This is a genomic window from Rhizobium sp. BK418, from assembly GCF_004341105.1.
Lineage (GTDB): Bacteria > Pseudomonadota > Alphaproteobacteria > Rhizobiales > Rhizobiaceae > Rhizobium.
In genome coordinates, this window is the sequence record NZ_SLZK01000003.1 from 441,340 (window position 1) to 463,383 (window position 22,044).

Genomic DNA, 22,044 nt, shown 5'->3' on the forward strand with positions numbered 1-22,044 from the left:
TTTGTTCCAAATGACTATCTCGTGACTGTATTTTGTTAAGAGCAAACCGAGACGGAAGAATGGCAGCCGAGGAAATGAGGCATAGCGCGGATGCAGCGGGACTTGCCGCGCTTATTTCGCGCGCCTCCGAGGCGAAATCCGGCAAAAAGCGCGGGTTACCGCCCGTAGACAAGTGGAATCCGCCTTTTTGCGGCGATATCGACATGGAGATCCGGGCGGATGGCACGTGGTTTTACATGGGCACGCCGATCGGCCGGCAGCCGCTGGTCCAGCTCTTTTCGACCGTCTTGAGGAAAGACGAAGACGGGAAAACCTATCTCGTAACTCCTGTGGAAAAGGTCGGCATCAGGGTCATCGACGCGCCCTTTGTCGCCGTCGAGATGAATGCAAGCGAGCGGGATGGGCAGCAGGTTCTGACGTTCCGCACCAATGTCGGCGACGTCATAGAGGCCGGCAAGGATCACCCTTTACGCTTCCCGAGGCATGCGAAAGATAGTGAACTGAAGCCATACCTGCATGTGCGGGGGCGGCTCGAAGCATTGGTTTCGCGCGCCGTGATGTATGAACTGGTCGAACTCGGCGAAGTGGCCGAGGTCGCCGGCCGGGAAATGTTCGTCGTTCGCTCCGGCAGCGGGACCTTTCCGATCATGCCGGCCGACGAACTGGAAGCTGCCTCCCGATGAGTGACGCGATCAGCACGACCTACCCCTTATTTTCGGCTGCCGAGTTCCGCCGGCGCGCGCTCCACCAGATCGGCGCACCCATCGATCATGCCTGGCGTGACCATGGCGATCATGCGCTCAATCCCGATATCGTTGCGCTGGTCGAGACCTTCAAGCTGCGCGACGCGGCCGTACTGGTGCCTGTCATCGATGATGGCGATGAGGCAAAGGTGATCTTCACCAAACGCACGGCGACGCTGCGCAAGCATTCCGGCCAGATTGCCTTTCCCGGCGGCTCGATCGATCCCGACGATGTCTCCCCCGAGATGGCGGCGATCCGCGAAACCGAGGAGGAGATCGGTCTTGCTGGCGGTTTCGTCGAGACGGTCGGGCGGCTGCCCAACTACCTGTCGTCCACCGGGTTCCGGATCACGCCCGTTCTCGGCGTCGTACGACGCGGCTTTTCGCTGCAACTCAATCCGACCGAAGTGGACGATGTTTTCGAGGTGCCGCTTTCCTTCCTGATGGACCCGGCCAACCATACGCGAGACAAGCGCATGGTCGACGGTATCGACCGGCATTTCTACCGCATGCCGTACAAAACACGAATGATCTGGGGCATCACTGCGGGTATCGTCCGCACGCTCTATGAAAGGCTTTACGCATGACTTCAGTCGCCGATCAGGCATGGTTTCAGGATCCGGCGCTCGGCCAGGTCTTTGCGCTCCTGAACGCCGATGGCGGGGAAGGGCGTGTGGTCGGGGGGGCGGTGCGCAACAGCCTGATGGGGCTGGCAGTCGCTGATATCGATATTGCCACCACATTGCTACCGGAGGTGGTGATGGAGCGGGCGCAAGCTGCTGGTGTCAAGGCGGTGCCGACAGGAGTTGCCCATGGCACGGTAACGCTCGTCATCGATGGCCGGCCCTTCGAGGTGACGACGCTGCGTACGGACGTGGAGACGGACGGTCGTCGTGCCAAGGTGGCTTTCAGCACGGACTGGCAATCCGATGCCGAGCGGCGCGACCTTACGATCAATGCGCTCTACGCAAATGCTGCGGGCGAGGTGATCGATCTCGTGGGCGGGCTTGCTGATATAGAGAAGCGTAATATCCGCTTCATTGGTGATGCGGCGACAAGGATTGCCGAGGATTATCTGCGTATCCTGCGGTTCTTCCGCTTCTTTGCCTGGTACGGCTCCGGCCGGCCTGACGCGGAAGGCCTGAAAGCTTCGTCGGCTGCGCGCTCGAAGCTCAAAACGCTGTCGGCCGAGCGGGTCTGGTCCGAACTCAGGAAGCTCCTGTCGGCGGAAGATCCGGGGCGTGCGCTTCTGTGGATGCGGCAGGTTGCGGTTTTGACGGAAATCCTGCCGGAAACCGAGAAATGGGGCATCGACACCATTCCGGCGCTTGTTGCGACCGAAAAGGCGCTCGGTTGGGCGCCTGATCCGTTGTTACGACTTGCTTCGATCATCCCGCCCGATCCGACGCGTGTGGAGGCGCTGGCCTCGCGGTTGAAAGTTTCGAATGCGGAGGCGAGCTATTTCAAGGAGTGGGTTAAGGCTGCACCCGTCAACGACGAGATTTCCGCTGCCGCTTTCGAACGGCTGCTTTATCGCAATGGTACCGACGGGATCATCGTACGGCTGAAGCTGGCCCTTAGCATCGCTCGCGGCAAGGCGGAGGGCAGTTTCGAGGAGATGAGCCGTTCGGCGCGGCTTTCAAAGCTTCTGGACCATGCACGTGCCTGGAAGAAGCCGCAGTTTCCGCTGAACGGCGGGGATGTAGTGGCTACGGGCATACAGGCCGGACCGAAGGTCGGCGAAATACTCTCGACCTTGGAAAACCAGTGGGTGGAAGAGAATTTCTTCGCCGACCGGGCGACGCTGCTCGCCCGGCTTTCGGAGATTACCAGATAAGATCAGGCCGCGTTCGCTTCGTCGCGGATGCGTGCCTTGATATTGTCCACCATGTTTTCGCGAATGATCGTTTCACCGTGCGTGGTTCTCATATGCTCGACGGCGCGGCGAACGACTTCAGCATCATTATCGGCCCTGGTGTGCCAGTCGCACCCGGGAACGAGTGTACCGCATTCGAAAAGTCGCATGGTCTTCTCCTGTCTCTGGAACGCCAAACAACCGCGCTTTCGCGCGATTGACGAATGTGCGGCAATGGAGAAGGTTCCGAGGAGGAAAAACTTCGGCCGACTGGACATCGGCCGAAAGGCTCTGCTTATGGGTGGGGCATTGCCCAGGCCATGTAGGTGTCCGAAAGGTGAGCGGGCATGTTGCTGTTGGCAGCACGTGTTGCCTGCTCTTGAATTTCTTCCGGAGTCTTGCCGCCTGCGAGCTGCAATTTCACCTGCTGGATAAAGCAGGAAAGCGGCAGGTCGGAGCCGCTTTTCGCTCTTAGGTCTTCGGCAATGCGCGTTAGAAACTCGGGCGCGTCGACTGCGCGGGACGTTTCCTGAATATCTGCAGAAGCAGACGAGCCGCTTTGTACCGTCATGACAATCCTCCTCCGATTGTAACGCACAGAGACTAACTTAGGACGCACTCAGCTCTGATGAAGGCCTTTCAACGCGATTTTACCGGATTAGTATTTCATTTTTATCGGCACGCCGCGCGCCAACTCGGAATGTGGCGCGACTATTGCAGAGCACATGCACCCTTAAATCTGTTTGTGCGCCGTGCCTTAGGGCCAGCGCACGACGGGCGGCAGGGACGAGAGAATGGATTCGACATTGCCGCCGGTTTTCAGGCCGAAGATCGTTCCCCGGTCATAAAGCAGATTAAACTCCACATAGCGGCCACGGCGAATCAATTGTTCGTCACGATCGGCTTCGGTCCACTCCTTGTTGAAGTTTGAGCGAACGATCTTGGGATAGACCATGGAAAAGGCCCGGCCGACATCGCGGGTGAAGGCAAAATCGGCATCCCAGCCGCCGGCTTCCTCGCTAGAATGCAGCCAGTCGTAGAAGATGCCGCCGACGCCGCGCGCTTCATTGCGATGCTTGAGGAAGAAATAGTCGTCGCACCATTTCTTGTAGACGTCATAATCGGCGACCGCATGGTTTCGGCAGGTGATCTCCATGGCTTTGTGGAAGAGCTGTGTGTCTTCATCTTCCTGCGTGCGGCGGCGTCCGAGTACCGGCGTCAGATCGGCGCCGCCGCCGAACCAGCGGCTGGTGGTGACGACCATACGGGTATTCATGTGAACGGCCGGCACGTTGGGATTGACGGGGTGGGCGATCAGCGAAATGCCTGATGCCCAGAAGCGCGGATCCTCATTGGCGCCCGGTATCTGCGCCCGAAAGTCGGGGGCGAATTCGCCGTAGACGGTGGAGGTGTGGACGCCGACCTTCTCGAAGACACGGCCCTCCATCATGGACATGCGGCCACCGCCGCCGGCGCCGTTTTCGCGCGACCAGTCTTTGGCGACGAAACGGCCGGGCTCCTGATCGGAGAGAGGGCCTTCGAGTTCATCTTCCAGCGTTTCGAAGGAGGCGCAGATCGTATTACGCAGCCCTTCGAACCATGTTCGGGCGGCGGCTTTCTTGTCCTCGATGTCTTCGGGCAGGCCGATCGGCAGTTCCGGTCTTTCCATGCGATTCGCTCTTTCCTGATTTCAACATTGGTTTAGCAGGTGAGGCAGAGGGCCGCCAGCAGAGGAGGCACGTGCAAGATTCGACTCGCAAAGGCTGAATTTCGATACTACCTTCCATCCAGAGGTAGGTTTCATGGCGAAAATTCCAGGGCCTCCGCCCTTTGAAGGCTTGAAGCGCAGGATCGCAAGGCATCGGGCAGAAGCGTCCGCCCGGCAGAAGGATCATTTCATCCGCGAAACCTACAGGATGGGGCTGACCGAAGCCCGTGCCAAGGCGCGCGAATGGTTCGACGAGTATCCGAAAGCCGCCTACTGGACTGAAGTCGAGAGCTGGCGCCAGCTCGAAGGCGACCAGATCGAATTCACCATGCGCCGCCTGCCATCTGCCGACTGAACCTATTCCGCCGCATCACGCAGACGGCTTTCGATCAGTAAGCCGCTTTCGTCGAGAATCGGATGTGCTACTGAAACGATGTGCGCATTGATGCGCTTCAGGTCGCGTAGCATGTCGAGATGCAGCGAACTCGTCTGCAAGCTGTCGGTCCGACCGTCGCGCAGGCGCTCCAAATGTCGTTCGGCCGATTGCTTCTCCATGTGACGCACCTCGACCTTCACTTCCATCATCTGCCGGGCCAGATTGAAATCGCGGGTGACAAAGATCGTCTGTGCCACACGCAGATTGTCGACCGTCAGATCGAACAGCTTCCGCAATTCGCTGTAGCCGTCTTCGGAGAATTTCAGGCCGAGCGAGGCCTTCTTGCCGACCTGCTGCAGCAGGCCTTTTTCGATGATGTCACCGATATGTTCCAGGTTGATCGCATAGTCGATGATGACGATGGAGCGGCGCGCATTCTCATCGCTCAGACCGCCACGTCCGAGCTTGGAAAGGTAGACCTTCACTTCCTGCTGCAACAGGTCGACTCTTTTTTCGAGCGCGGGAATTTCGGCGAGCATGGACATGTCGTTGTGTTTGAAAGCGTCCGAGGCGCGCAGCAGCATGCGTTCGATGATGTCGCCGACGCCGAGCACTTCACGCGTCGCATTCGCAAGCGCCACGACGGGCGTCGACAATTGCTGCATGTCGAGGAATTTCGGTCCCTGGTCCAGTTGCGCATCATCGGGCACGAGGCGGGCGGTCAGGGTCGAGAGTGCTCGGGAGAAAGGCCAGGCGAGGGCGGCGAGCAGGATGTTGAACATAAGATGCGTATCGACCGGCAGTTTCGCCGGGCCGAAAGGCAGCATCTGCAGGAGCGGTGCAGCGTAACCGGCAAGCGGCAGCGCGATCAGGCAGCCCACGGTTCGCACGATCAGATTGCCGAGTGTGACGCGCCTTGCTGAGGCGGGGCCGGAGAGGGTGGCGACGACAGGCGGGATCGCGCCGCCTATGTTGGCGCCGAGGACGAGAACGATGATGAGTTCCGGCGATACGATGCCTGTCGCGGCAAGCGAGAGGACCAGGACGACCACCGCGAGGCTGGACGACGAGATGAAGGCAAGTGCTGCCGAAAGAGCGAGGGCAACGGGCCACGCGTCACCGAGCAGCCCAATGAAGGCAGCCAGCGCCGGTGAATTGCGCATCGGCTCCGTCGCACTGCCGAGCAGATAGAGGGAGAGCAGCATCAGGCCAATGCCGATCAACGCCGTGCCGCCGCCATGGCGGGCGCTGGAGTTTCCTCGGTAGAGCACCATGCCGGCGAGGATGAGGAGAGGCGAAAGCCATTCAATGCCCGTGGCGACGATCCAGGCGGTCACCGCGGTGCCGACATTGGCGCCGAGCAGCACAATCTGAGCCATGCGCGGCTTGATGAGATCGCGTTCCACGAAAGAGGCTGTCATCAGGGCTGTGGCGGTCGAGCTCTGAAGGGCGATCGTTGCCAGGAAGCCCGACAATATCGAGCGCGGCCCGGTTGCCGTACCGGTTGCCAGGCCGGTCCTCAGGCGTGCTCCAAAGGCGCGCGTGACGCCGTCCTTGACCTGCGCGAGGCCGAAGAGCAGCAGCGCTATCGCGCCGAACAGGTTGATCATGACGATCGTGGATTCCATAGCCTTGTTTTTTTCTTCTTCTTGAGAACATTTACTCAACTATTCGTTTTCGTAGTCGAGTAAATCGTTGGAATCTCACTGCTTGTGCAGATTTATTGATTGCTTGGCTAATTAATATAGCGCTTTTTCGCCAATTCAAAGCCGCGTCTGCGACATATTATGCGTCGAGGATCGGCATAAGGGCCGGTTCACGCCCAGACTATCTGCCTCATCGCCTCGCCAACGATCATCGCGGCGGAGACAGCAAGGTTGATCGAGCGCTGGCCTTCCACCATCGGGATCAGGATGCGCCCGTCCGCGCGCTCGTGGACGTGATCGGGCGCGCCGGCGCTTTCGCGGCCGAACAACAGGATGTCGTCGGGATGGAAGGTGAAATCCGTATAGCGCTGTGATGCTTTTGTTGTGGCAAGGATCAGGCGGCGGTCGGTTCCGGCACGCCATTCTTCGAAACGCTCCCAGTTGACATGGCGGGTGAAAGCGGCGGCGGCCAGATAATCCATGCCCGCGCGCTTCAGGTTTCGGTCCGAAATGTCAAATCCGGCGGGCTCGATGATATCGACCGCAAAGCCCAGGCAGGCGGCAAGGCGCAGGATTGTGCCGGTATTGCCCGGAATATCGGGCTGGTAGAGCGCCAGTCTAAGGGCTGCCATGACAGGTTGTCCGTTGCGATAGTGCGAAAATGACCTATCCGAACTGTGATTTTGACGCAACAAGACGATTTTTGAATATTCAATAGTCACTTTCCGTGTGATAGGGCTGGAAATTCTGGCATTTTCGCGTTATCGGTGCATATCTTCAATCGCCAACAGGGAGCGCCGACATGGATATATTTGTGCTGATGCGCCTCCCGCCCGTGATACGACGCTTGGCGATCTGGCGCGTGTAAGGCGCTTTTCTTCCCCATTGCCCATTTGATCATTGCGCGGCCGCTACGGCCTCGCCCCTTGAACTTCCGGGTCCCATATGTGCTTGCATGTGCCTTTGAGGTGCGAAGCTGGGGCCGGAACGCGGAGTTCCGGAGCGATTTTCATGTTTAGCTGGTTTGAACAGCGACTTAATCCCTTTCCGAGCGAGGAGCCCGTTGCTCCCCCGAAGGGTCTTTTTGCCTTCTGCTGGCATTATACAAAGCCGGCGGCGGGATGGCTTGCGCTCATGGCGTTTCTGACGGCGCTGATTGCCGTCGGCGAAGTGGCACTTTTCCAGTTTCTCGGCGACATCGTCGACTGGCTGACGAACGCCGACCGCGCGACCTTTCTGCAAAATGAAGGCTATAAGCTCGTTTGGATGGGCGCCCTGGTGCTGATCGGCCTGCCGCTCGTTGCCGGTCTCGATTCGCTTATCATGCACCAGATGATGCTCGGAAATTATCCGATGATTGCGCGCTGGCAGATGCACCGCTTCCTTCTGCGCCACAGCATGACCTTCTTTGCCAATGAGTTTGCCGGACGTGTTGCCACCAAGGTCATGCAGACGTCGCTTGCCGTGCGCGAAACGGTCATGAAGATCCTCGACGTCTTCGTCTATGTCGTGACCTATTTCCTGTCGATGATAGTCATTATCGCGGCTGCCGACTGGCGACTTATGCTGCCGATCCTTGTCTGGCTCGGCGTCTATATCGGCATTGTCGCCTATTTCGTGCCGCGGCTTCGCAAGATCGCTGCCCAACAGGCGGATGCGCGCTCGCTGATGACGGGCCGCGTGGTCGACAGCTACACGAACATTGCCACCGTAAAGCTGTTTTCTCATGCAGGCCGTGAGGAAGTCTATGCCAGGGAAAGCATGGATAGCTTTCTGGATACGGTGCACAGCCAGATGCGCAAGGTGACGCTCTTCCATATGAGCGTCTACATGAACAACTGCATCTCGCTGTTCATCATTTCCAGCCTATCCATCTATCTGTGGCTGAACGGTACGATCTCGGTCGGCGCAATTTCCATCGCTATCGGCCTTGCGATGCGCGTCAACGGCATGTCTCAATGGATCATGTGGGAAGTTTCGGCGCTCTTTGAGAACATCGGCACGGTCTATGACGGCATGGAGATGATGTCGAAGCAGCACGATATCGTCGACAAGCCGGGGGCGCTGCAACTGACGGCGAAGAAGGGTGCGATTCATTATGAACGCGTCGGCTTCCACTACGGAAAGGGCAAAGGCGTCGTTGACAACCTGTCGCTCGACATCGAGGCCGGCGAGAAGGTCGGTCTCGTCGGGCGCTCAGGTGCGGGCAAGACGACCTTGATGAACCTGCTGCTGCGCTTCTACGACCTGGAGGCCGGCCGCATCACAATCGACGGCCAGGATATTTCCGAGGTGTCGCAGGACAGCCTTCGTGCGCTGATCGGAGTGGTAACGCAAGATACGTCGCTCTTGCACCGCTCTATCCGCGACAACATCGCCTATGGGCGTCCTGATGCGACGGATGAGGAAGTCATCGAGGCGGCAAGGCGGGCGAATGCCTGGGAGTTCATCGAAGGGCTTGTCGACATGCAGGGTCGCAAGGGGCTCGACGCGCAGGTCGGTGAGCGTGGCGTAAAGCTCTCCGGCGGCCAGCGGCAGCGTATCGCGATCGCCCGCGTCTTCCTGAAGGATGCGCCGATCCTGGTGCTCGACGAGGCGACCTCGGCGCTCGATTCCGAAGTGGAAGCGGCGATCCAGGAGAACCTCTTTGCGCTGATGGAAGGCAAGACGGTGATCGCGATCGCCCACCGCCTGTCGACCTTGACCGAGATGGACCGGCTAATCGTGCTCGACAAGGGCCGCATTATTGAAAGCGGCACGCATAGCGAGCTGGTGAGCCACGGCGGCATCTATGCCGACCTCTGGAACCGCCAGTCCGGCGGCTTCCTCGCCGATCACGAGGAAGAGGCCGAGGTGGCGGCCCAATAACAAAAAAGCCTTCCCCGCAGGAGTGGGGAGGGCTTTATTCGGCTGAAACATGAACTGCTGTTCAGAGCGCGCGGCCCCGATCGGCGCAGAGGCTGTCGGCCCAGTCGATGACGCGATGATGCTCCACGACGATAATCGAGTTGGACGCGAGCGATTGCAGCGTGAAGATGCGCTGCCGCTCTTCACGTTCGATCCAGCTTGCTATGGCTTCCGTCACGATGCTGTCGCGCGGCACGTCCAGCGCGTCTGCCAGAGCGTCGAGCTTTTCCGCAAGGGAAAGCGGAAGATGCGCCTTGAGCGTTTTCGTTTCCATATCTGCGGTCTCCGGTAAGACGCGATCATGGCACGAGATTGTAGCCGCTTCTACCCGTATCAAGACAGATGACGCCGATATTACCGATCATTACGAAAATATTAGGTTGCGTCCGCCCTATGGTCCCTTTGCCGCAATTCTGAACGGGCCTATATCGCCGTGATGCTGCTCACTCCGATCCTTCGCCTGTTTGAAACCTGGATAGATCCGTTCCGCGCCCGCGACAATATTCAACCGCCGCGCAACACACTGGGATTCATTTGGTTCTACATCGGCCAAGCCAAGTGGCCTTTTATCGCGATGCTGGTGCTCGGCGGCATGTCGGCGGCGATCGAGGCGGCCCTCTTCTGGTTCGTCGGGCGGCTGGTCGACATCCTCAGCACGATCAAGCCCGGGGCCGGCTGGAGCACGCTTCTTGCCGCACATGGAGGTGAGCTTTTCGGCATGCTGGCGCTGATTGGCATCGTCCGTTTCGTTGTCGCCTTTCTGATCGCGCTGATCGACCAGCAGGTCATCACGCCGGGTTTTTATAACCTGGCGCGCTGGCAGTCCTATCTGCACGTGTCGCGCCAGTCGCTTGCGTTCTTCCAGAGCGACTTTTCCGGCCGCATCGTCACCAAGGTCTGGTCAGCCGGGCAGGCGACGGGCGATCTTGTGACGTCGCTGATGGAAAGCGTCTGGTTCGTTGGCATCTATGCCGCCACTACGCTCGTTCTGGTCGGGCAGCTCGATTTCTCACTGGCGGCGGTCGTTCTCTTCTGGCTGGCGGCCTTCAGCGTACTTGCCCGCTATTTTGTACCGCGCATCCGCTATCACTCGCGCGAAACTGCAGAAGCAGCCTCTCTGCTCAATGGCCGCATCGTCGATGCCTATAGCAATATCCAGACGCTGAAGCTCTTCGCCCGCGACGAAGAAAGCGATCGCTATATGCTTCACGGCTTCAACACCTATCAGGACACGGTGTTGCAGTTCACGCGCTTCATCACCGGTGTGCGCGCATCGATGGCGCTGCTGTCGGGTCTGATGATCGTCACCATGGGAGGGATCAGCGTCGATTTGTGGCTACGCGGCCTGATCAGCTCGGGCGGGGTCGCCTTTTCGCTGACGCTGGTCCTGAGGCTGAACTTCCTGCTCGGGCGGCTGATGACCCAGTTCAATGGCATCATGCGCAATCTTGGTACCATTCAGAACGCGGCCGAGCTGATTTCGCAGCCTCTGCATCTCGTCAATCGCCCCGATGCGACGGAACTCGTCGTCAAGCAGCCGGGGATTCGCTTCGAGAATGTGTCCTTCGATTATGGCAAGGAAAACGCGGTCATCGACAATTTTTCGCTGACGATCCGTCCTGGCGAAAAGGTCGGCATCATCGGCCGCTCCGGCGCTGGCAAATCGACGCTCGCGCATATTCTCCTGCGCCTCTACGATCTTCAAAGCGGACGCATCCTCATTGACGGTCAGGATATCGCTGCCGTCACGCAGGAATCGCTGCGCATGCAGATCGGCATGGTCAGCCAGGATACGTCGCTGCTGCATCGATCCGTGCGCGACAATATCCTGTTCGGCCGGCCGGATGCGGGTGAGGGGCGGCTTATCGAAGCGGCCAGGCGCGCCGAGGCCCTCGATTTCATCGAGCAATTACGGGATCAGCAGGGGCGCAAGGGTTTCGATGCCCATGTCGGCGAACGCGGCGTCAAGCTCTCGGGCGGCCAACGCCAGCGCATCGCCATTGCGCGCGTGATGCTCAAAGATGCGCCGATCCTCGTTCTCGACGAGGCGACGTCGGCGCTCGATTCGGAAGTGGAAGAGGCGATCCAGTCGAACCTCAACCGTGTGATGGAAGGCAAGACAGTTCTTGCGATCGCCCATCGGCTTTCGACGATTGCGGCACTCGACAGACTTGTCGTGATCGATCGCGGCAAGGTCATCGAGGAAGGCACGCATGATGCGCTCCTCAAGCAAGGCGGGCTTTATGCCGAGCTCTGGGCGCGTCAGTCAGGCGGTTTCCTTGCTTCCGATGACAACGATACCCGCTCAGTACTCGCGAACGAAATCGCTGATTAGGCCGTAGTGGTTCGAGCCGAGACTGTCTTCCAGCCGGCTCGTCGAGCGGATGAGCAGTGGCGGTCTCGCGAAAATATGGTCAATGCTGATACCGAACGGCCCGGCAGCAACCGGCCACGACGTCGGCTCGGGGAAGGCTGTGGTAAGGCCGGTGCCGCGCAGCAGTTTTTGGATGGTCGGTGCGATGATCGACGAGTTGAAGTCCCCGGAAACGACCAATGCACCCGTGTGGCTTTGCATGGCAGTTTTCAAATCGTCGAGCTCTTCATTCTGAAAATCATCGAAATAGGGCTTGGTGAGGTGCGCAAACAGGAAATCGACGGGCGTTCCGTCGAAATCGATCGTCGCCGACACGAGCCGCCGCTTCCAGAGATTGCCGAGGTCCTGAAATTCATAGTGCGTAAAAGGACGTTTTGACAGGATCAGCGTATCGCAGATCTCGATCGTGTCGCAGCCGATGCGGTAAGGATAGATCTGCTGCAGCCGTGGCAGCTGCGGGGAGATCGGCACCGCTTCCATGAGGTCGACGACGTCAGCGCCCGATGCCAGCACGGCATCGGCAATTTTTTCGTTATTGATCCAATTGTCGATCTCGACATTGAAGGACATTAGCCGGAAAAGCCGGGGGGCATCCTGTGCAGGCGTCCTGCCGGCGAATTCGTGCAGCATGATGACGCCGTGGATATTCAGAAGGGTCGCCACCGCCAGCGTCAGGAAGCCGTACCAGTGCCGCTTGACGAACAGAGCAATGACCGCGGCCACGGCACAGATGAGGCTCAGATGGATCTGGAAGCTGTAAACGAAGGAAAGCAGCCAGAAATCGGTGACATACCGGAGCGAAACGAGGGCCAGGATTATCGTGATGAGGACGCTCAATACGCAGAAAACTGTATGCCTCATCGGCGCAAATCCAAATTCGTATGGCAGACTTACCAGCGCCTAACACGGGCCTTGGTTTGTTGCAATGCAGCAAAGCCGCAAGCCAGTGATTGCCTTAAAAAATTCACTGAAAATTCCCGCGACATTGTGCCCTCGTCCCCTTGTCAAGGCTGGACATAATTTGCGATCAAGCATAGAACGCGCCGGATTGGTGGGGAATCTATGGCCGAAATATGTTGTGATAGATTCGTCGCCTCTGGAGGGGCAGGGCGGATTTCCGCGACAATTGCGCAGAGGATGGTTAAGCCGTGAGCGAACACGTAACGACAAGCGAGGCCTCAGAGCCCACTCGCCGTGATTTCCTTTATCTCACTACTGGTATGGCGGGTGCCGTCGGGGCCGTTTCGTTTGCCTGGCCGTTTATCGACCAGATGCGTCCGGACGCTTCGACGCTGGCACTGGCTTCCATCGAAGTCGATGTCGCGAGCCTCGAGCCCGGTATGTCGCTGACGGTCAAGTGGCGCGGTAAGCCGATCTTCATCCGCAACCGTACGCCGGAAGAAGTGAAGGCCGCGGCTGACGTTCAGCTCTCGGAACTCAAGGATCCAATCGCCCGCAATGCAAACCTTCCTGCTGACGCTCCGGCAACCGGTGCCGACCGCTCTGGCGGCCAGGGCAAAGAAAATTGGATCGTCATGATCGGCACCTGCACCCATCTCGGCTGCGTTCCGCTCGGTCAGGCTGGCGAGTACAATGGTTGGTTCTGTCCCTGCCATGGCTCGGTCTACGATACGGCCGGCCGCATCCGCAAAGGTCCGGCGCCGCAGAACCTGGCGATCCCGACCTTTTCATTCGTGTCCGATACCAAGATCAAGATCGGTTGAGGGGAGACTGATTTATGAGTGGCCATTCCAGCTACGAACCATCAACCGGCTTGGAAAAATGGGTCGATGCGCGCCTTCCGCTGCCGCGCATGGTCTATGACAGCTTCGTTGCCTATCCGGTTCCGCGGAACCTGAACTATGCATACACGTTTGGTGCCATGCTCGCGGTCATGCTGATCGTGCAGATCCTGACGGGCGTCACGCTCGCCATGCACTATGCCGCCGACACGACGATCGCTTTCAATTCCGTCGAAAAGATCATGCGCGATGTCAATCATGGTTGGCTGCTGCGCTACCTGCATGCCAACGGCGCATCCTTCTTCTTCGTCGCCGTCTACCTTCACATCGCCCGCGGCCTCTACTACGGCTCCTACAAGGCGCCGCGCGAAATCCTCTGGATTCTCGGCGTGGTCATCTATCTCCTGATGATGGCGACCGGCTTCATGGGTTACGTTCTGCCCTGGGGTCAGATGTCCTTCTGGGGCGCGACGGTTATCACCGGCTTCTTCTCGGCATTCCCGCTGGTCGGCGAATGGGTCCAGCAGTTCCTGCTCGGTGGTTTTGCCGTCGATCAGCCGACGCTGAACCGCTTCTTCTCGCTGCATTACCTGCTGCCCTTCATGATCGCCGGCGTCGTCGTCCTGCATATCTGGGCTCTGCACGTGACCGGCCAGACGAACCCGACGGGCGTCGAGGTCAAGACGAAGACGGATACGGTTCGTTTCACGCCTTACGCAACGCTCAAGGATGCGCTCGGCGTTTCAGTCTTCCTGATCGTTTATGCTTACTTCGTCTTCTACCTGCCGAACTATCTCGGCCACGCCGACAACTACATTCCGGCTGATCCGCTGAAGACCCCGGCTCACATCGTTCCGGAATGGTACTTCCTGCCGTTCTACGCCATGTTGCGCTCGATCACCTTCAACGTCGGCCCGATCGACTCCAAGCTCGGCGGCGTCCTGGTCATGTTCGGGGCCATCATCGTGCTGTTCTTCCTGCCCTGGCTCGACACTTCGAAGGTCCGCTCGGCGGTCTACCGTCCCTGGTACAAGCTGTTCTACTGGCTGTTCGTGATCAATGCGATCGTCCTCGGCTGGCTCGGTTCGCAGCCTGCTGAAGGCATCTACGTCATGATCTCGCAGTTTTGTACGCTCCTCTACTTCGCCTTCTTCCTGGTTGCTATGCCGGTTCTTGGTCTGGTGGAAACGCCGCGCCGCATTCCGAACTCGATCACCGACGCGGTGCTCGAAAAGCGCAACAGGACGGCAGCGGCCAAGGCCACTGCAGAGGTCAAGGCCTGAGCGAGCGGACGGGAAGGATAGAAATATGAAAAAGCTTGTTACAAGCATTCTCTCGCTCGCTGTCGTTGTTGGCCTTAGCGGCGTGGCTTTCGCCCAGGAAGCAGCGGCTCCGGCCGCTCATCAGGAAAGTGCCACCCCGCACTATCCGCTAAAGGAGCCGAAGGAACTCGACTGGACCTTTGCCGGTCCGTTCGGCCATTACGACAAGGGCCAGCTGCAGCGCGGCCTGAAGGTCTATACAGAAGTCTGTTCCGCCTGCCACTCGATGAACCTCGTGCCCTTCCGCACGCTGGGCGATCTCGGCTATTCGGATGCGCAGATCAAGGCGTTCGCTGCCAACTATGAAGTCCAGGACGGCCCGGACGCGAGCGGCGAAATGTTCACCCGCAAGGCGGTTCCGTCCGACCACTTCCCATCACCCTATCCGAATGCGGAAGCAGCTGCTGCCGCCAATAACGGTGCGGCTCCGCCGGATATGTCGCTGCTCGCCAAGGCACGCGAAGTCGAGCGCGGCTTCCCACGGTTCGTCTTTGATATTTTCACTCAGTACCAGGAAAGCGGTCCGGATTATATCTACTCGCTGCTGACCGGATATGAGGATGCACCGGCCGGTTTCCAGGTTCCGGCAGGCGCTCACTACAATCCGTATTTCCACGCTGCTGCAGCTTTTGCCATGCCGAAGCCGCTCTCCGACGGTCAGGTCACCTATGACGATGGTTCGCCGCAGACGGTCGATCAGTATGCCAAGGACGTCGCTTCGTTCCTGATGTGGGCGTCGGAGCCGCATCTCGAAGCTCGCAAGCGGACCGGCTTCATGGTCATGGTCTTCCTGCTGATCTTCACGGTGCTGATCTATCTGACCAAGCGTTCGATCTACTCGCGAATCGACCACTAAGCGACCTTATATCTCTACGGAAAAGGCGGCTTCCTAGCCGCCTTTTTATTTGGTTTGATGCGGCGCAATTGATAGTGTGCGCGGGTTTAATACGCTCGCAGATACGGATTTTCGATGAACCATACGCTTTCTGAGCTTGCGGCCAGCATCCGCTCCATTCCGGATTACCCCAAGCCCGGCATCATCTTTCGCGACATCACAACATTGCTTGGCAATCCGCGTGCCTTTCGCCGTGCGGTCGATGAGCTCGTGCAGCCCTATGCGGGCCTGAAGGTCGATAAGATCGCCGGTATGGAAGCGCGCGGCTTCATCATCGGCGGCGCGGTCGCGCATCAGCTATCCTCGGGCTTCGTGCCTATCCGCAAGAAGGGCAAGTTGCCGCACGAGACCGTGCGTATCGCCTACAGCCTGGAATATGGCGTGGACGAGATGGAGATGCACCGCGACGCCGTCAAGCCGGGCGAGAAGGTGATCCTCGTCGACGATCTGATCGCCACGGGCGGGACGGCTATCGGCGCAACGCGGCTTCTTCGTCAGATCGGCGCGGAAGTCGTCGGCGCCTGCTTCGTCATCGACCTGCCGGATCTCGGCGGCCGCAAGAAACTGGAGGATCTCGGCGTCGATGTTCACACACTGGTGGAATTCGCCGGCCATTGAGCGTGCCAGCTATTCGAATTCCAGTACGCTGCTCTCGAAGCGGATGACTGCAACGTCATCCTGATTGATACCTTCACAGAGGATGGCATTGAGATACCAGCCCGGTCGTGACACAAGCGGCCGGCTGGAGACAAAGGCCACAGTATAAGCGATCGTCTCATCGACGAAGACTGGCTTCAGCCATTGCAGCTTCTGGAAGCCAGGCGAGGGGCCAAGATTTGGCGGCTCCAAGCCCTGTTCCGATAGCCGGCGCGTTTCTGCCATCCAATAATCCAGAAAGCAGCGCATCCAGGCCGCCACCGTATGCCAGCCGGAAGCGCAAAGCGCGCCGAACATAGTGTCCCGAGCGGCTTCCTTGTCGATATGGAAGCGCTGCGGGTCGTATTTCCTGGCGAAGCGGAGGATGTTTTCCTCAGTGAAAACGTAGCTGCCGATCTCGGTCTTTTCGCCGACGGCATAGAGTTCGGACATTCTCATATGCCAGGCTCCTGCTTGTCACGCATGCCGAAGATGACGGAATTCTCCGACAGGCAGACCAGTTCGCCGCGCTGGTTTTCCACCTCATGGCGAAACTTGACGATGCCGAGGCCGGGACGCGAGCGCATCGGGCGCGCCTCCAGGACCATCGAATGGCCGGAGAGCGTGTCGCCTGCCAGCACCGGCTTACGCCACTCCATGAAGTCGACGCCGGGCGCACCTTCACATAGCGAATTCAGCACATAGCTGTCGGCCATCATGCGCATGAACATCGCCGAAGTGTGCCAACCAGACGCCGCAAGCCCGCCGAGGATGCTGGCACGGCCGGCAGCCTCATCCAGATGCATTGGCTGCGGGTCGAACTCCGCGGCAAATTCGATGATTTCGGGTGCCGTTACAGCTTTCGGACCGAGAGGAAAGCGTCGACCCGGCTGGAAATCCTCATAGGCGAGCTTTTCTGCAGGCATCATGGTCTCCCATCATAGGCAGGCCCCATTGCTTACAATAGCATCCGCGCGGGCTCAATGATTCCGTGGGGGTAAACGGCATGGCTGAACTAAGGGCGATACTCGACGAAGCTGCGCGCGAAGGGTTGATCACCGTCGAAGCCGGCGAGCGGCTGGCGCAGTTCCTTGCTGAGCGTGGCGTCGTCGTCGAGCAGCATACGACAGCAGGTTCCGAGCCAGCCTGGTCGGATACCGAGACGCCGCGTTTCGTGCGCGGCTTCCACGACGTGCTGATCACTATCGGCCATTCTGATTGCGCTTGCAGGCCTCTGGGGGCTCACGTCGCTTCATGCGGTACTGCCGGCAATCCTGGTGCTGGCGGAAATCCTGGTGAAGCGTCAGCGCCTTGCACTGCCGGCCGTCGTGCTGACGCTGGCTGCCTTTGCCTGGACTTTCCGGATGATGCTGTCGATCTATCCACCCAATGCCGATCTATGGGTCACGGGCGATGGTATTGACGGTTTCATCGTCGCATTCCCCGTTGTCATGGGGCTTTTCTATGTGCGCTACCGTGTGCCGCTTGCGCTCGCGCTCGCAATATTCGCGGCTCTCGCGCTTGTCCTTGCGCTCGTCTTCCGCCTGTTGCAATGGGTGAGCGGAGACGATGCCTTCATCCTCAACCATCCCACGCTGGTCTCCTTCATCCTGTTTGCCTGTGCCGTCGGTCTGTTTATCGCTGCACTCGGCTTCGATCTCAGCGACAGGTTCCGCCGGACGACGCGATCGGATGTCGCCTTCTGGCTTCATCTTGTTGCGGCGCCGGCGCTGCTTTACAGCATCCGGATATTGCTCTCACTCGACGGGGGCTGGCTGGAGATCATGGACCCCAACTCCTTCAAGACGCCAGTCGTCGTTGTCATCGTCGGCCTGCTGATGCTGATCGGCCTGATCATCGACAGGCGTGCTTTCGTTACGTCTGGTCTGCTGACGCTGGGCTTGGCGATCTACGGGATATTCAGGCAGGGGAGCGCGACCATCGATACCTATATCTTCGGGACGCTCATTATCGTCGGCGTGATCGTGCTCGTCATTGGTACGGGCTGGATACCGCTTCGGCGCATCGTGCTGGGCGCTTTGCCGTCAATCGTTGTGGAAAGGTTGCCGCCCGCGTGAGCGGCAACTTTGGTTTTTGTTTGATGCATGTCGTTATCGCAAAACCGCTGCATACTTTTGCGCGACATGCTTTGTGCGTTAGGTATTGAAGCGGAAATGGATGACGTCGCCGTCCTGGACGACATATTCCTTGCCTTCGTCGCGCGCCTTGCCGGCTTCCTTGGCACCGACTTCGCCGCCGAACTGGATGTAGTCATCATAGGCGATGGTGTTGGCGCGGATGAAGCCGCGCTCGAAATCCGAGTGGATCACGCCGGCTGCCTGCGGTGCCTTGGTGCCGCGCTCGATCGTCCAGGCGCGCGTTTCCTTCGGGCCGACGGTGAAATAGGTGATGAGGTGGAGCAGCTTGTAGCCAGCGCGGATCAGGCGATCGAGTCCCGCTTCGTCAAGACCTAGAGCCGAGAGGAATTCCTTGGCTTCCTCATCGGGAAGCTGGGCGACTTCCGACTCGATCGCAGCCGAGATGATCACTGTTTCCGCACCCTGTGCCTTCGCCATGGCGGCAACGGCCTCGGTATATTTGTTGCCCGTCGCCGCGTCGCCTTCCGCGACGTTACAAACATAGAGAACCGGATGCGAGGTCAGGAGGTTGAGGCCCTTCAGGATACGGGTTTCTTCGGCGTCGAGCTTGGAAAGCAGGGTGCGGACAGGCTTGCCGTCCTGCAGCAGCGCCAGCGAGGCTTCCATGATCGGCAGCATGGCCATGGAATCCTTGTCCTTGCCGGTAGCGCGCTTGCGGGTTTGTTCGGTGCGGCGCTCGAGGCTGTCGAGATCGGCAAGCATTAGTTCGGTCTCGATCGTTTCGGCATCTGCAACGGGATCGATACGGCCTTCCACGTGGGTGATATCGCCGTCTTCGAAGCAGCGCAGCACATGCACGATGGCATCGACTTCGCGGATGTTGGCAAGGAACTGATTGCCGAGGCCTTCGCCCTTCGACGCGCCGCGCACGAGGCCGGCAATATCGACGAAGTTGATGCGGGTCGGGATGATTTCTTTCGACTTCGCGATATCCGCAAGCTTGCGCATGCGTTCATCCGGTACAGCGACTTCGCCTGTGTTCGGTTCGATCGTGCAGAAAGGATAGTTTGCCGCCTGCGCTGCCGCCGTCTTGGTGAGCGCATTGAAAAGGGTCGATTTGCCGACATTCGGCAGGCCGACGATACCGCATTTGAAGCCCATGGCTGAAACCTGCTGTTCTCTGGAATTCCTTGGCCGTGGCTATGGGATAAAGGAGGGGAGCGGTCAAGTCTCGGCGACCTTTTCTTGCAGCTCCCTTGCCGATAGGGCGTAGTGGTTCTATTCTTACGGCAGTGGAATTTCCCTCCGCGCGAGGTGTCGGAATTCTGCAATCGAAAAAGCTTAGTTAGTACGAAACCCCTTCCCATGTCATCAACGGGCGGATTTCCGATGGTTGACAACGATATTGCCTTAAAACCCAAGACCAAAACGAAGCCCAAGCTGGACAAGCCGAAGCTTTACAAGGTGATTCTCGTCAATGACGATTACACACCGCGGGAATTCGTCATCATGGTGCTGAGGGCCGTGTTCCGCATGAGCGAGGATGCGGGCTACCGCGTGATGATGACGGCACACAAGCTCGGCTCTTGCGTGGTCGTCGTCTGCACCAAGGATATCGCCGAGACAAAGGCGAAGGAGGCCATCGATCTTGCCAAGGAGATGGGCTTTCCGCTGATGTTCACCACTGAGCCCGAGGAATAGGACAGGGTCTGTTCCAAATCTAGGATTGCCGGCGGATCTGGTAACCGGTCTTGTCCTGCAGGAAGCCGCAATTTTCATAGAAACGCAGCGTTGCCGGATCTTTCGATCCAGTCAGCAGCATCACTTTATAGCAGCCGGTATCCCACGCTTGCGTAATCGCATGGTGGATGACCTTGCCGGCATAGCCCTGTCTGCGATGATCGGCATGGGTGACGACGTTTTCTATAAGCGCATAGGAAGCGCCGTTGCGTGTCAGGTTGGGTATGACGATCAGCGTTACCGTCGACGCTGCGATCTCGTCGATAAAGCCAATAAAAACCGTCATACCCGGCTGGGCGAGAATGGCAGAGAAGCGTTCCTCCGCGAGTTCAGGAGCAAGTGGCCGATCGGAGGAGTTGAGGTGGCCGTAAAGGGTAAGCAGGTTCTGCAGGTCGGCGGAAGCTGCTCGCCGGATGCTAAGATTCCCGCTTGCCATCGCACTCAGTCGCTCTTGTTGCCGAACATCTTCTTCAGCATCTCGGCCATGGGACCGGTTGCCGGAAGCTTCTGGTGGCCGTGGTTGCGGGCCTGATGGATATGAGACTTTCCTGTTGGCTTCTTCTCCGACTTCGGCTTCTCCTCGTCCGCCTTGCTGCCGAGCGCCAGTGCGAGCTTGTTCATGAGCTGGGAATCCTCGTTGCGGACCAGCATCTCGGCATTGTCTGCGAGCGTATCCAGCAGCGGCTCCAGCCACGCGTTGTCCGCCTTGGCGAAGTCGCCGAGCACGTGGTTATGCACGAGCTCCTTGACGCCGGGATGGCCGATGCCGATGCGCAGGCGGCGGTATTCCTTGCCGCAATGGGCGTCGAGCGACTTGATGCCGTTGTGGCCGCCGTGGCCGCCGCCGGTCTTCAGCCGCGTCTTGCCGGCGGGTAGATCGAGCTCGTCATAGATCGCCACGAGATCGGAAGGCTGCAGTTTATAGAAGCGCATGGCTTCCCCCACCGCTTCGCCCGAGAGGTTCATGAAGGTCTGCGGCTTGATCAGCAGCACTTTCTCGCCGGCAAGCTCGCCTTCTGATATCTCGGCTTTGAATTTCTTAGACCAGGGCGAAAAGCTATGGCGGCGATAGATGGCATCCACCGCCATGAAGCCGACATTGTGGCGGTTGCCGGCATATTTTGCGCCGGGATTGCCGAGACCCGCGATGATCAGCATGGCCTGTCTTCCTTGCAAGAGCTGTTGCCGTTCACGACAGCGAAACGGCGGCAAAGTCAAGTGGGAAAGCCTCGGAAGAAAACCGGGCCGCTGATCAATTCTGCAGATGAAGCCCGTATTTCAGGAATATCTGCTTCTGCTCGCCGCTTGCAATCAGCTTGTCGAGCGAGGTCTGCATACGTGCCAGAAGGTCGTCCGGAAAATTCTTCTCGCAGGCAATACCCATCGGCTGAGAGGAGAGAACGGTCACCATTTCCAGCGGCTTGTCGGTCTTCAGCTTGTCGAAATAGAGTTCGGAGATCGGCATCATGTCGATGCGTCCGCCGAGCAGCTTGCGCAGCGTCGCGTTGAAATCGCTGGCGACATCGAGTTTGGAGAAGCCCTTCTCCTTCAGCGTCACTTCGGTATAGTCGTCGCGCTGCACGCCGATCACATATTTCTTTGCCTCTTCCAGATTTGCGGCCGAGACGCCAGATCCCTTGCGAGCGATCAGGATGTTGCGGTCGACGAGCAGCGGTTCCACCCATTTGAACAGGCCGTCACGCGAAGCGTTATGTGCGGTGGCAAAAACACAGGTCATTGGTGTCGAGCGGGCGAGGCTGAAGGCGCGAGCCCAGGGCATCACGTCGAGCGTATAACCGACACCAATATCGGCCATGATCTTCTCCACCTGTTCGACGGTCGCGCCCTTGATGACCTTTCCCTCGCGGTAGTTGAAGGGGGCGTATTCCTCGGTCACGAAGGCTACCGTCTGGGCTGAGGCGGATGTCGCTAAGCAGGGCAGGATAAGAAGAGCAAGAAGCAGCAGCTTTTTCATTGCGATACCTCCCATATCTCGTCAGT

General features: G+C 58.8%; 24 protein-coding genes and 1 pseudogene. 12 read left to right on the forward strand and 13 right to left on the reverse strand.

Annotated elements, in window-relative coordinates:
* Positions 1 to 59 precede the first annotated feature (59 nt).
* From EV281_RS13625 to EV281_RS13635, 3 genes are read left to right on the forward strand one after another with little or no spacing between them, the layout of a single operon-like run.
* Positions 60 to 683, forward strand: coding sequence for a DUF1285 domain-containing protein (locus tag EV281_RS13625; protein WP_132653628.1), 624 nt, complete (start codon positions 60 to 62; stop codon positions 681 to 683).
* Positions 680 to 1,330 (forward strand): CoA pyrophosphatase, encoded by a 651-nt coding sequence (locus EV281_RS13630; RefSeq protein WP_132653629.1) that lies wholly within the window; start codon positions 680 to 682, stop codon positions 1,328 to 1,330. The genes EV281_RS13625 and EV281_RS13630 overlap by 4 nt, the downstream gene beginning before the upstream one ends.
* Entirely contained in the window at positions 1,327 to 2,580 is a 1,254-nt protein-coding gene (locus EV281_RS13635) for a CCA tRNA nucleotidyltransferase (RefSeq protein WP_132653630.1), read from the forward strand. The genes EV281_RS13630 and EV281_RS13635 overlap by 4 nt, the downstream gene beginning before the upstream one ends.
* 2 nt (positions 2,581 to 2,582) lie before the next feature.
* On the opposite strand, the gene EV281_RS13640 is transcribed toward EV281_RS13635, so the two are convergent.
* From EV281_RS13640 to hemF, 3 genes are all read right to left on the reverse strand, one after another.
* Positions 2,583 to 2,768: a DUF1059 domain-containing protein gene (locus tag EV281_RS13640; protein ID WP_132653631.1), complete on the reverse strand. Its 186-nt coding sequence runs from the start codon at positions 2,766 to 2,768 to the stop codon at positions 2,583 to 2,585.
* A gap of 125 nt (positions 2,769 to 2,893) precedes the next feature.
* A complete protein-coding gene (locus tag EV281_RS13645; protein WP_132653632.1) occupies positions 2,894 to 3,169 on the reverse strand; it encodes a hypothetical protein in 276 nt (91 codons plus the stop codon).
* A gap of 186 nt (positions 3,170 to 3,355) precedes the next feature.
* Positions 3,356 to 4,267, reverse strand: a complete 912-nt coding sequence (gene hemF / locus EV281_RS13650) for an oxygen-dependent coproporphyrinogen oxidase (protein ID WP_132653633.1) — start codon at positions 4,265 to 4,267, stop codon at positions 3,356 to 3,358.
* Positions 4,268 to 4,400: 133 nt separating this feature from the next.
* Here hemF and EV281_RS13655 point away from each other — a divergent pair, with 133 nt between their 5' ends.
* Positions 4,401 to 4,661, forward strand: coding sequence for a hypothetical protein (locus tag EV281_RS13655; protein WP_132653634.1), 261 nt, complete (start codon positions 4,401 to 4,403; stop codon positions 4,659 to 4,661).
* 2 nt (positions 4,662 to 4,663) lie between these two features.
* On the opposite strand, the gene EV281_RS13660 is transcribed toward EV281_RS13655, so the two are convergent.
* On the reverse strand, positions 4,664 to 6,310 hold the full coding sequence (locus EV281_RS13660; RefSeq protein WP_132653635.1) for a Na/Pi cotransporter family protein: 1,647 nt from the start codon (positions 6,308 to 6,310) through the stop codon (positions 4,664 to 4,666).
* Positions 6,311 to 6,498: 188 nt separating this feature from the next.
* The gene (locus EV281_RS13665) at positions 6,499 to 6,960 is read right to left on the reverse strand and encodes a tRNA (cytidine(34)-2'-O)-methyltransferase (RefSeq protein ID WP_132653636.1); all 462 of its coding nucleotides are present in this window, start codon (positions 6,958 to 6,960) and stop codon (positions 6,499 to 6,501) included.
* A 379-nt stretch (positions 6,961 to 7,339) separates the two neighbouring features.
* Between EV281_RS13665 and EV281_RS13670 the strand changes: the two genes are divergently transcribed.
* Positions 7,340 to 9,196: an ABC transporter ATP-binding protein gene (locus EV281_RS13670; protein WP_132653637.1), complete on the forward strand. Its 1,857-nt coding sequence runs from the start codon at positions 7,340 to 7,342 to the stop codon at positions 9,194 to 9,196.
* Positions 9,197 to 9,257: 61 nt separating this feature from the next.
* Here the strand turns inward: EV281_RS13670 and EV281_RS13675 are convergent, their stop codons facing one another.
* Positions 9,258 to 9,509, reverse strand: a complete 252-nt coding sequence (locus EV281_RS13675) for a ribbon-helix-helix domain-containing protein (protein ID WP_132653638.1) — start codon at positions 9,507 to 9,509, stop codon at positions 9,258 to 9,260.
* 162 nt (positions 9,510 to 9,671) lie between these two features.
* Between EV281_RS13675 and EV281_RS13680 the strand changes: the two genes are divergently transcribed.
* Positions 9,672 to 11,570: an ABC transporter ATP-binding protein gene (locus tag EV281_RS13680; protein WP_132654298.1), complete on the forward strand. Its 1,899-nt coding sequence runs from the start codon at positions 9,672 to 9,674 to the stop codon at positions 11,568 to 11,570.
* On the opposite strand, the gene EV281_RS13685 is transcribed toward EV281_RS13680, so the two are convergent.
* Entirely contained in the window at positions 11,541 to 12,470 is a 930-nt protein-coding gene (locus EV281_RS13685; RefSeq protein ID WP_132653639.1) for an endonuclease/exonuclease/phosphatase family protein, read from the reverse strand. The genes EV281_RS13680 and EV281_RS13685 overlap by 30 nt on opposite strands.
* A 287-nt stretch (positions 12,471 to 12,757) precedes the next feature.
* Here EV281_RS13685 and petA point away from each other — a divergent pair, with 287 nt between their 5' ends.
* From petA to EV281_RS13705, 4 genes are all read left to right on the forward strand, one after another.
* Complete coding sequence (gene petA / locus EV281_RS13690; RefSeq protein ID WP_132653640.1) at positions 12,758 to 13,333, forward strand: ubiquinol-cytochrome c reductase iron-sulfur subunit; 576 nt, start codon at positions 12,758 to 12,760, stop codon at positions 13,331 to 13,333.
* Between the two features lie 14 nt (positions 13,334 to 13,347).
* Entirely contained in the window at positions 13,348 to 14,634 is a 1,287-nt protein-coding gene (locus EV281_RS13695) for a cytochrome b N-terminal domain-containing protein (RefSeq protein ID WP_132653641.1), read from the forward strand.
* A gap of 25 nt (positions 14,635 to 14,659) precedes the next feature.
* Positions 14,660 to 15,529 (forward strand): cytochrome c1, encoded by an 870-nt coding sequence (locus tag EV281_RS13700; RefSeq protein WP_132653642.1) that lies wholly within the window; start codon positions 14,660 to 14,662, stop codon positions 15,527 to 15,529.
* Between the two features lie 114 nt (positions 15,530 to 15,643).
* Complete coding sequence (locus EV281_RS13705; protein WP_132653643.1) at positions 15,644 to 16,186, forward strand: adenine phosphoribosyltransferase; 543 nt, start codon at positions 15,644 to 15,646, stop codon at positions 16,184 to 16,186.
* A gap of 9 nt (positions 16,187 to 16,195) precedes the next feature.
* On the opposite strand, the gene EV281_RS13710 is transcribed toward EV281_RS13705, so the two are convergent.
* Positions 16,196 to 16,663 (reverse strand): MaoC family dehydratase, encoded by a 468-nt coding sequence (locus EV281_RS13710; protein WP_132653644.1) that lies wholly within the window; start codon positions 16,661 to 16,663, stop codon positions 16,196 to 16,198.
* Positions 16,660 to 17,130: a MaoC family dehydratase gene (locus tag EV281_RS13715; RefSeq protein ID WP_132654300.1), complete on the reverse strand. Its 471-nt coding sequence runs from the start codon at positions 17,128 to 17,130 to the stop codon at positions 16,660 to 16,662. The genes EV281_RS13710 and EV281_RS13715 overlap by 4 nt, the downstream gene beginning before the upstream one ends.
* An 80-nt stretch (positions 17,131 to 17,210) precedes the next feature.
* Between EV281_RS13715 and EV281_RS13720 the strand changes: the two are divergent.
* Positions 17,211 to 18,282, forward strand: a pseudogene (locus EV281_RS13720) (hypothetical protein).
* Positions 18,283 to 18,360: 78 nt separating this feature from the next.
* On the opposite strand, the gene ychF reads toward EV281_RS13720, so the two are convergent.
* Positions 18,361 to 19,464, reverse strand: coding sequence for a redox-regulated ATPase YchF (ychF, locus tag EV281_RS13725; protein ID WP_132653645.1), 1,104 nt, complete (start codon positions 19,462 to 19,464; stop codon positions 18,361 to 18,363).
* 228 nt (positions 19,465 to 19,692) lie between these two features.
* Between ychF and clpS the strand changes: the two genes are divergently transcribed.
* A complete protein-coding gene (gene clpS, locus EV281_RS13730; RefSeq protein ID WP_132653646.1) occupies positions 19,693 to 20,004 on the forward strand; it encodes an ATP-dependent Clp protease adapter ClpS in 312 nt (103 codons plus the stop codon).
* 19 nt (positions 20,005 to 20,023) lie between these two features.
* Here the strand turns inward: clpS and EV281_RS13735 are convergent, their stop codons facing one another.
* From EV281_RS13735 to EV281_RS13745, 3 genes are all read right to left on the reverse strand, one after another.
* Positions 20,024 to 20,479: a GNAT family N-acetyltransferase gene (locus EV281_RS13735; RefSeq protein ID WP_132653647.1), complete on the reverse strand. Its 456-nt coding sequence runs from the start codon at positions 20,477 to 20,479 to the stop codon at positions 20,024 to 20,026.
* Between the two features lie 5 nt (positions 20,480 to 20,484).
* The gene (gene pth / locus EV281_RS13740) at positions 20,485 to 21,201 is read right to left on the reverse strand and encodes an aminoacyl-tRNA hydrolase (RefSeq protein WP_132653648.1); all 717 of its coding nucleotides are present in this window, start codon (positions 21,199 to 21,201) and stop codon (positions 20,485 to 20,487) included.
* Between the two features lie 94 nt (positions 21,202 to 21,295).
* Positions 21,296 to 22,018, reverse strand: coding sequence for a transporter substrate-binding domain-containing protein (locus EV281_RS13745; protein ID WP_132653649.1), 723 nt, complete (start codon positions 22,016 to 22,018; stop codon positions 21,296 to 21,298).
* Positions 22,019 to 22,044: the final 26 nt, after the last annotated feature.

What these genes read in the sequence shown, in the direction of transcription:
- pth (WP_132653648.1), bottom strand. Translation starts at nt 21,201, where the DNA reads ATGCTGATCATCGCGGGTCTCGGCAATCCCGGCGCAAAATATGCCGGC.
- EV281_RS13635 (WP_132653630.1), top strand. Translation starts at nt 1,327, where the DNA reads ATGACTTCAGTCGCCGATCAGGCATGGTTTCAGGATCCGGCGCTCGGC.
- hemF (WP_132653633.1), bottom strand. Translation starts at nt 4,267, where the DNA reads ATGGAAAGACCGGAACTGCCGATCGGCCTGCCCGAAGACATCGAGGAC.
- EV281_RS13710 (WP_132653644.1), bottom strand. Translation starts at nt 16,663, where the DNA reads ATGAGAATGTCCGAACTCTATGCCGTCGGCGAAAAGACCGAGATCGGC.
- EV281_RS13680 (WP_132654298.1), top strand. Translation starts at nt 9,672, where the DNA reads ATGCTGCTCACTCCGATCCTTCGCCTGTTTGAAACCTGGATAGATCCG.
- EV281_RS13670 (WP_132653637.1), top strand. Translation starts at nt 7,340, where the DNA reads ATGTTTAGCTGGTTTGAACAGCGACTTAATCCCTTTCCGAGCGAGGAG.
- EV281_RS13645 (WP_132653632.1), bottom strand. Translation starts at nt 3,169, where the DNA reads ATGACGGTACAAAGCGGCTCGTCTGCTTCTGCAGATATTCAGGAAACG.
- ychF (WP_132653645.1), bottom strand. Translation starts at nt 19,464, where the DNA reads ATGGGCTTCAAATGCGGTATCGTCGGCCTGCCGAATGTCGGCAAATCG.
- EV281_RS13695 (WP_132653641.1), top strand. Translation starts at nt 13,348, where the DNA reads ATGAGTGGCCATTCCAGCTACGAACCATCAACCGGCTTGGAAAAATGG.
- EV281_RS13630 (WP_132653629.1), top strand. Translation starts at nt 680, where the DNA reads ATGAGTGACGCGATCAGCACGACCTACCCCTTATTTTCGGCTGCCGAG.
- EV281_RS13665 (WP_132653636.1), bottom strand. Translation starts at nt 6,960, where the DNA reads ATGGCAGCCCTTAGACTGGCGCTCTACCAGCCCGATATTCCGGGCAAT.
- EV281_RS13625 (WP_132653628.1), top strand. Translation starts at nt 60, where the DNA reads ATGGCAGCCGAGGAAATGAGGCATAGCGCGGATGCAGCGGGACTTGCC.
- EV281_RS13675 (WP_132653638.1), bottom strand. Translation starts at nt 9,509, where the DNA reads ATGGAAACGAAAACGCTCAAGGCGCATCTTCCGCTTTCCCTTGCGGAA.
- EV281_RS13735 (WP_132653647.1), bottom strand. Translation starts at nt 20,479, where the DNA reads ATGGCAAGCGGGAATCTTAGCATCCGGCGAGCAGCTTCCGCCGACCTG.
- EV281_RS13715 (WP_132654300.1), bottom strand. Translation starts at nt 17,130, where the DNA reads ATGCCTGCAGAAAAGCTCGCCTATGAGGATTTCCAGCCGGGTCGACGC.
- EV281_RS13660 (WP_132653635.1), bottom strand. Translation starts at nt 6,310, where the DNA reads ATGGAATCCACGATCGTCATGATCAACCTGTTCGGCGCGATAGCGCTG.
- EV281_RS13655 (WP_132653634.1), top strand. Translation starts at nt 4,401, where the DNA reads ATGGCGAAAATTCCAGGGCCTCCGCCCTTTGAAGGCTTGAAGCGCAGG.
- EV281_RS13705 (WP_132653643.1), top strand. Translation starts at nt 15,644, where the DNA reads ATGAACCATACGCTTTCTGAGCTTGCGGCCAGCATCCGCTCCATTCCG.
- EV281_RS13700 (WP_132653642.1), top strand. Translation starts at nt 14,660, where the DNA reads ATGAAAAAGCTTGTTACAAGCATTCTCTCGCTCGCTGTCGTTGTTGGC.
- EV281_RS13685 (WP_132653639.1), bottom strand. Translation starts at nt 12,470, where the DNA reads ATGAGGCATACAGTTTTCTGCGTATTGAGCGTCCTCATCACGATAATC.
- EV281_RS13640 (WP_132653631.1), bottom strand. Translation starts at nt 2,768, where the DNA reads ATGCGACTTTTCGAATGCGGTACACTCGTTCCCGGGTGCGACTGGCAC.
- clpS (WP_132653646.1), top strand. Translation starts at nt 19,693, where the DNA reads ATGGTTGACAACGATATTGCCTTAAAACCCAAGACCAAAACGAAGCCC.
- EV281_RS13745 (WP_132653649.1), bottom strand. Translation starts at nt 22,018, where the DNA reads ATGAAAAAGCTGCTGCTTCTTGCTCTTCTTATCCTGCCCTGCTTAGCG.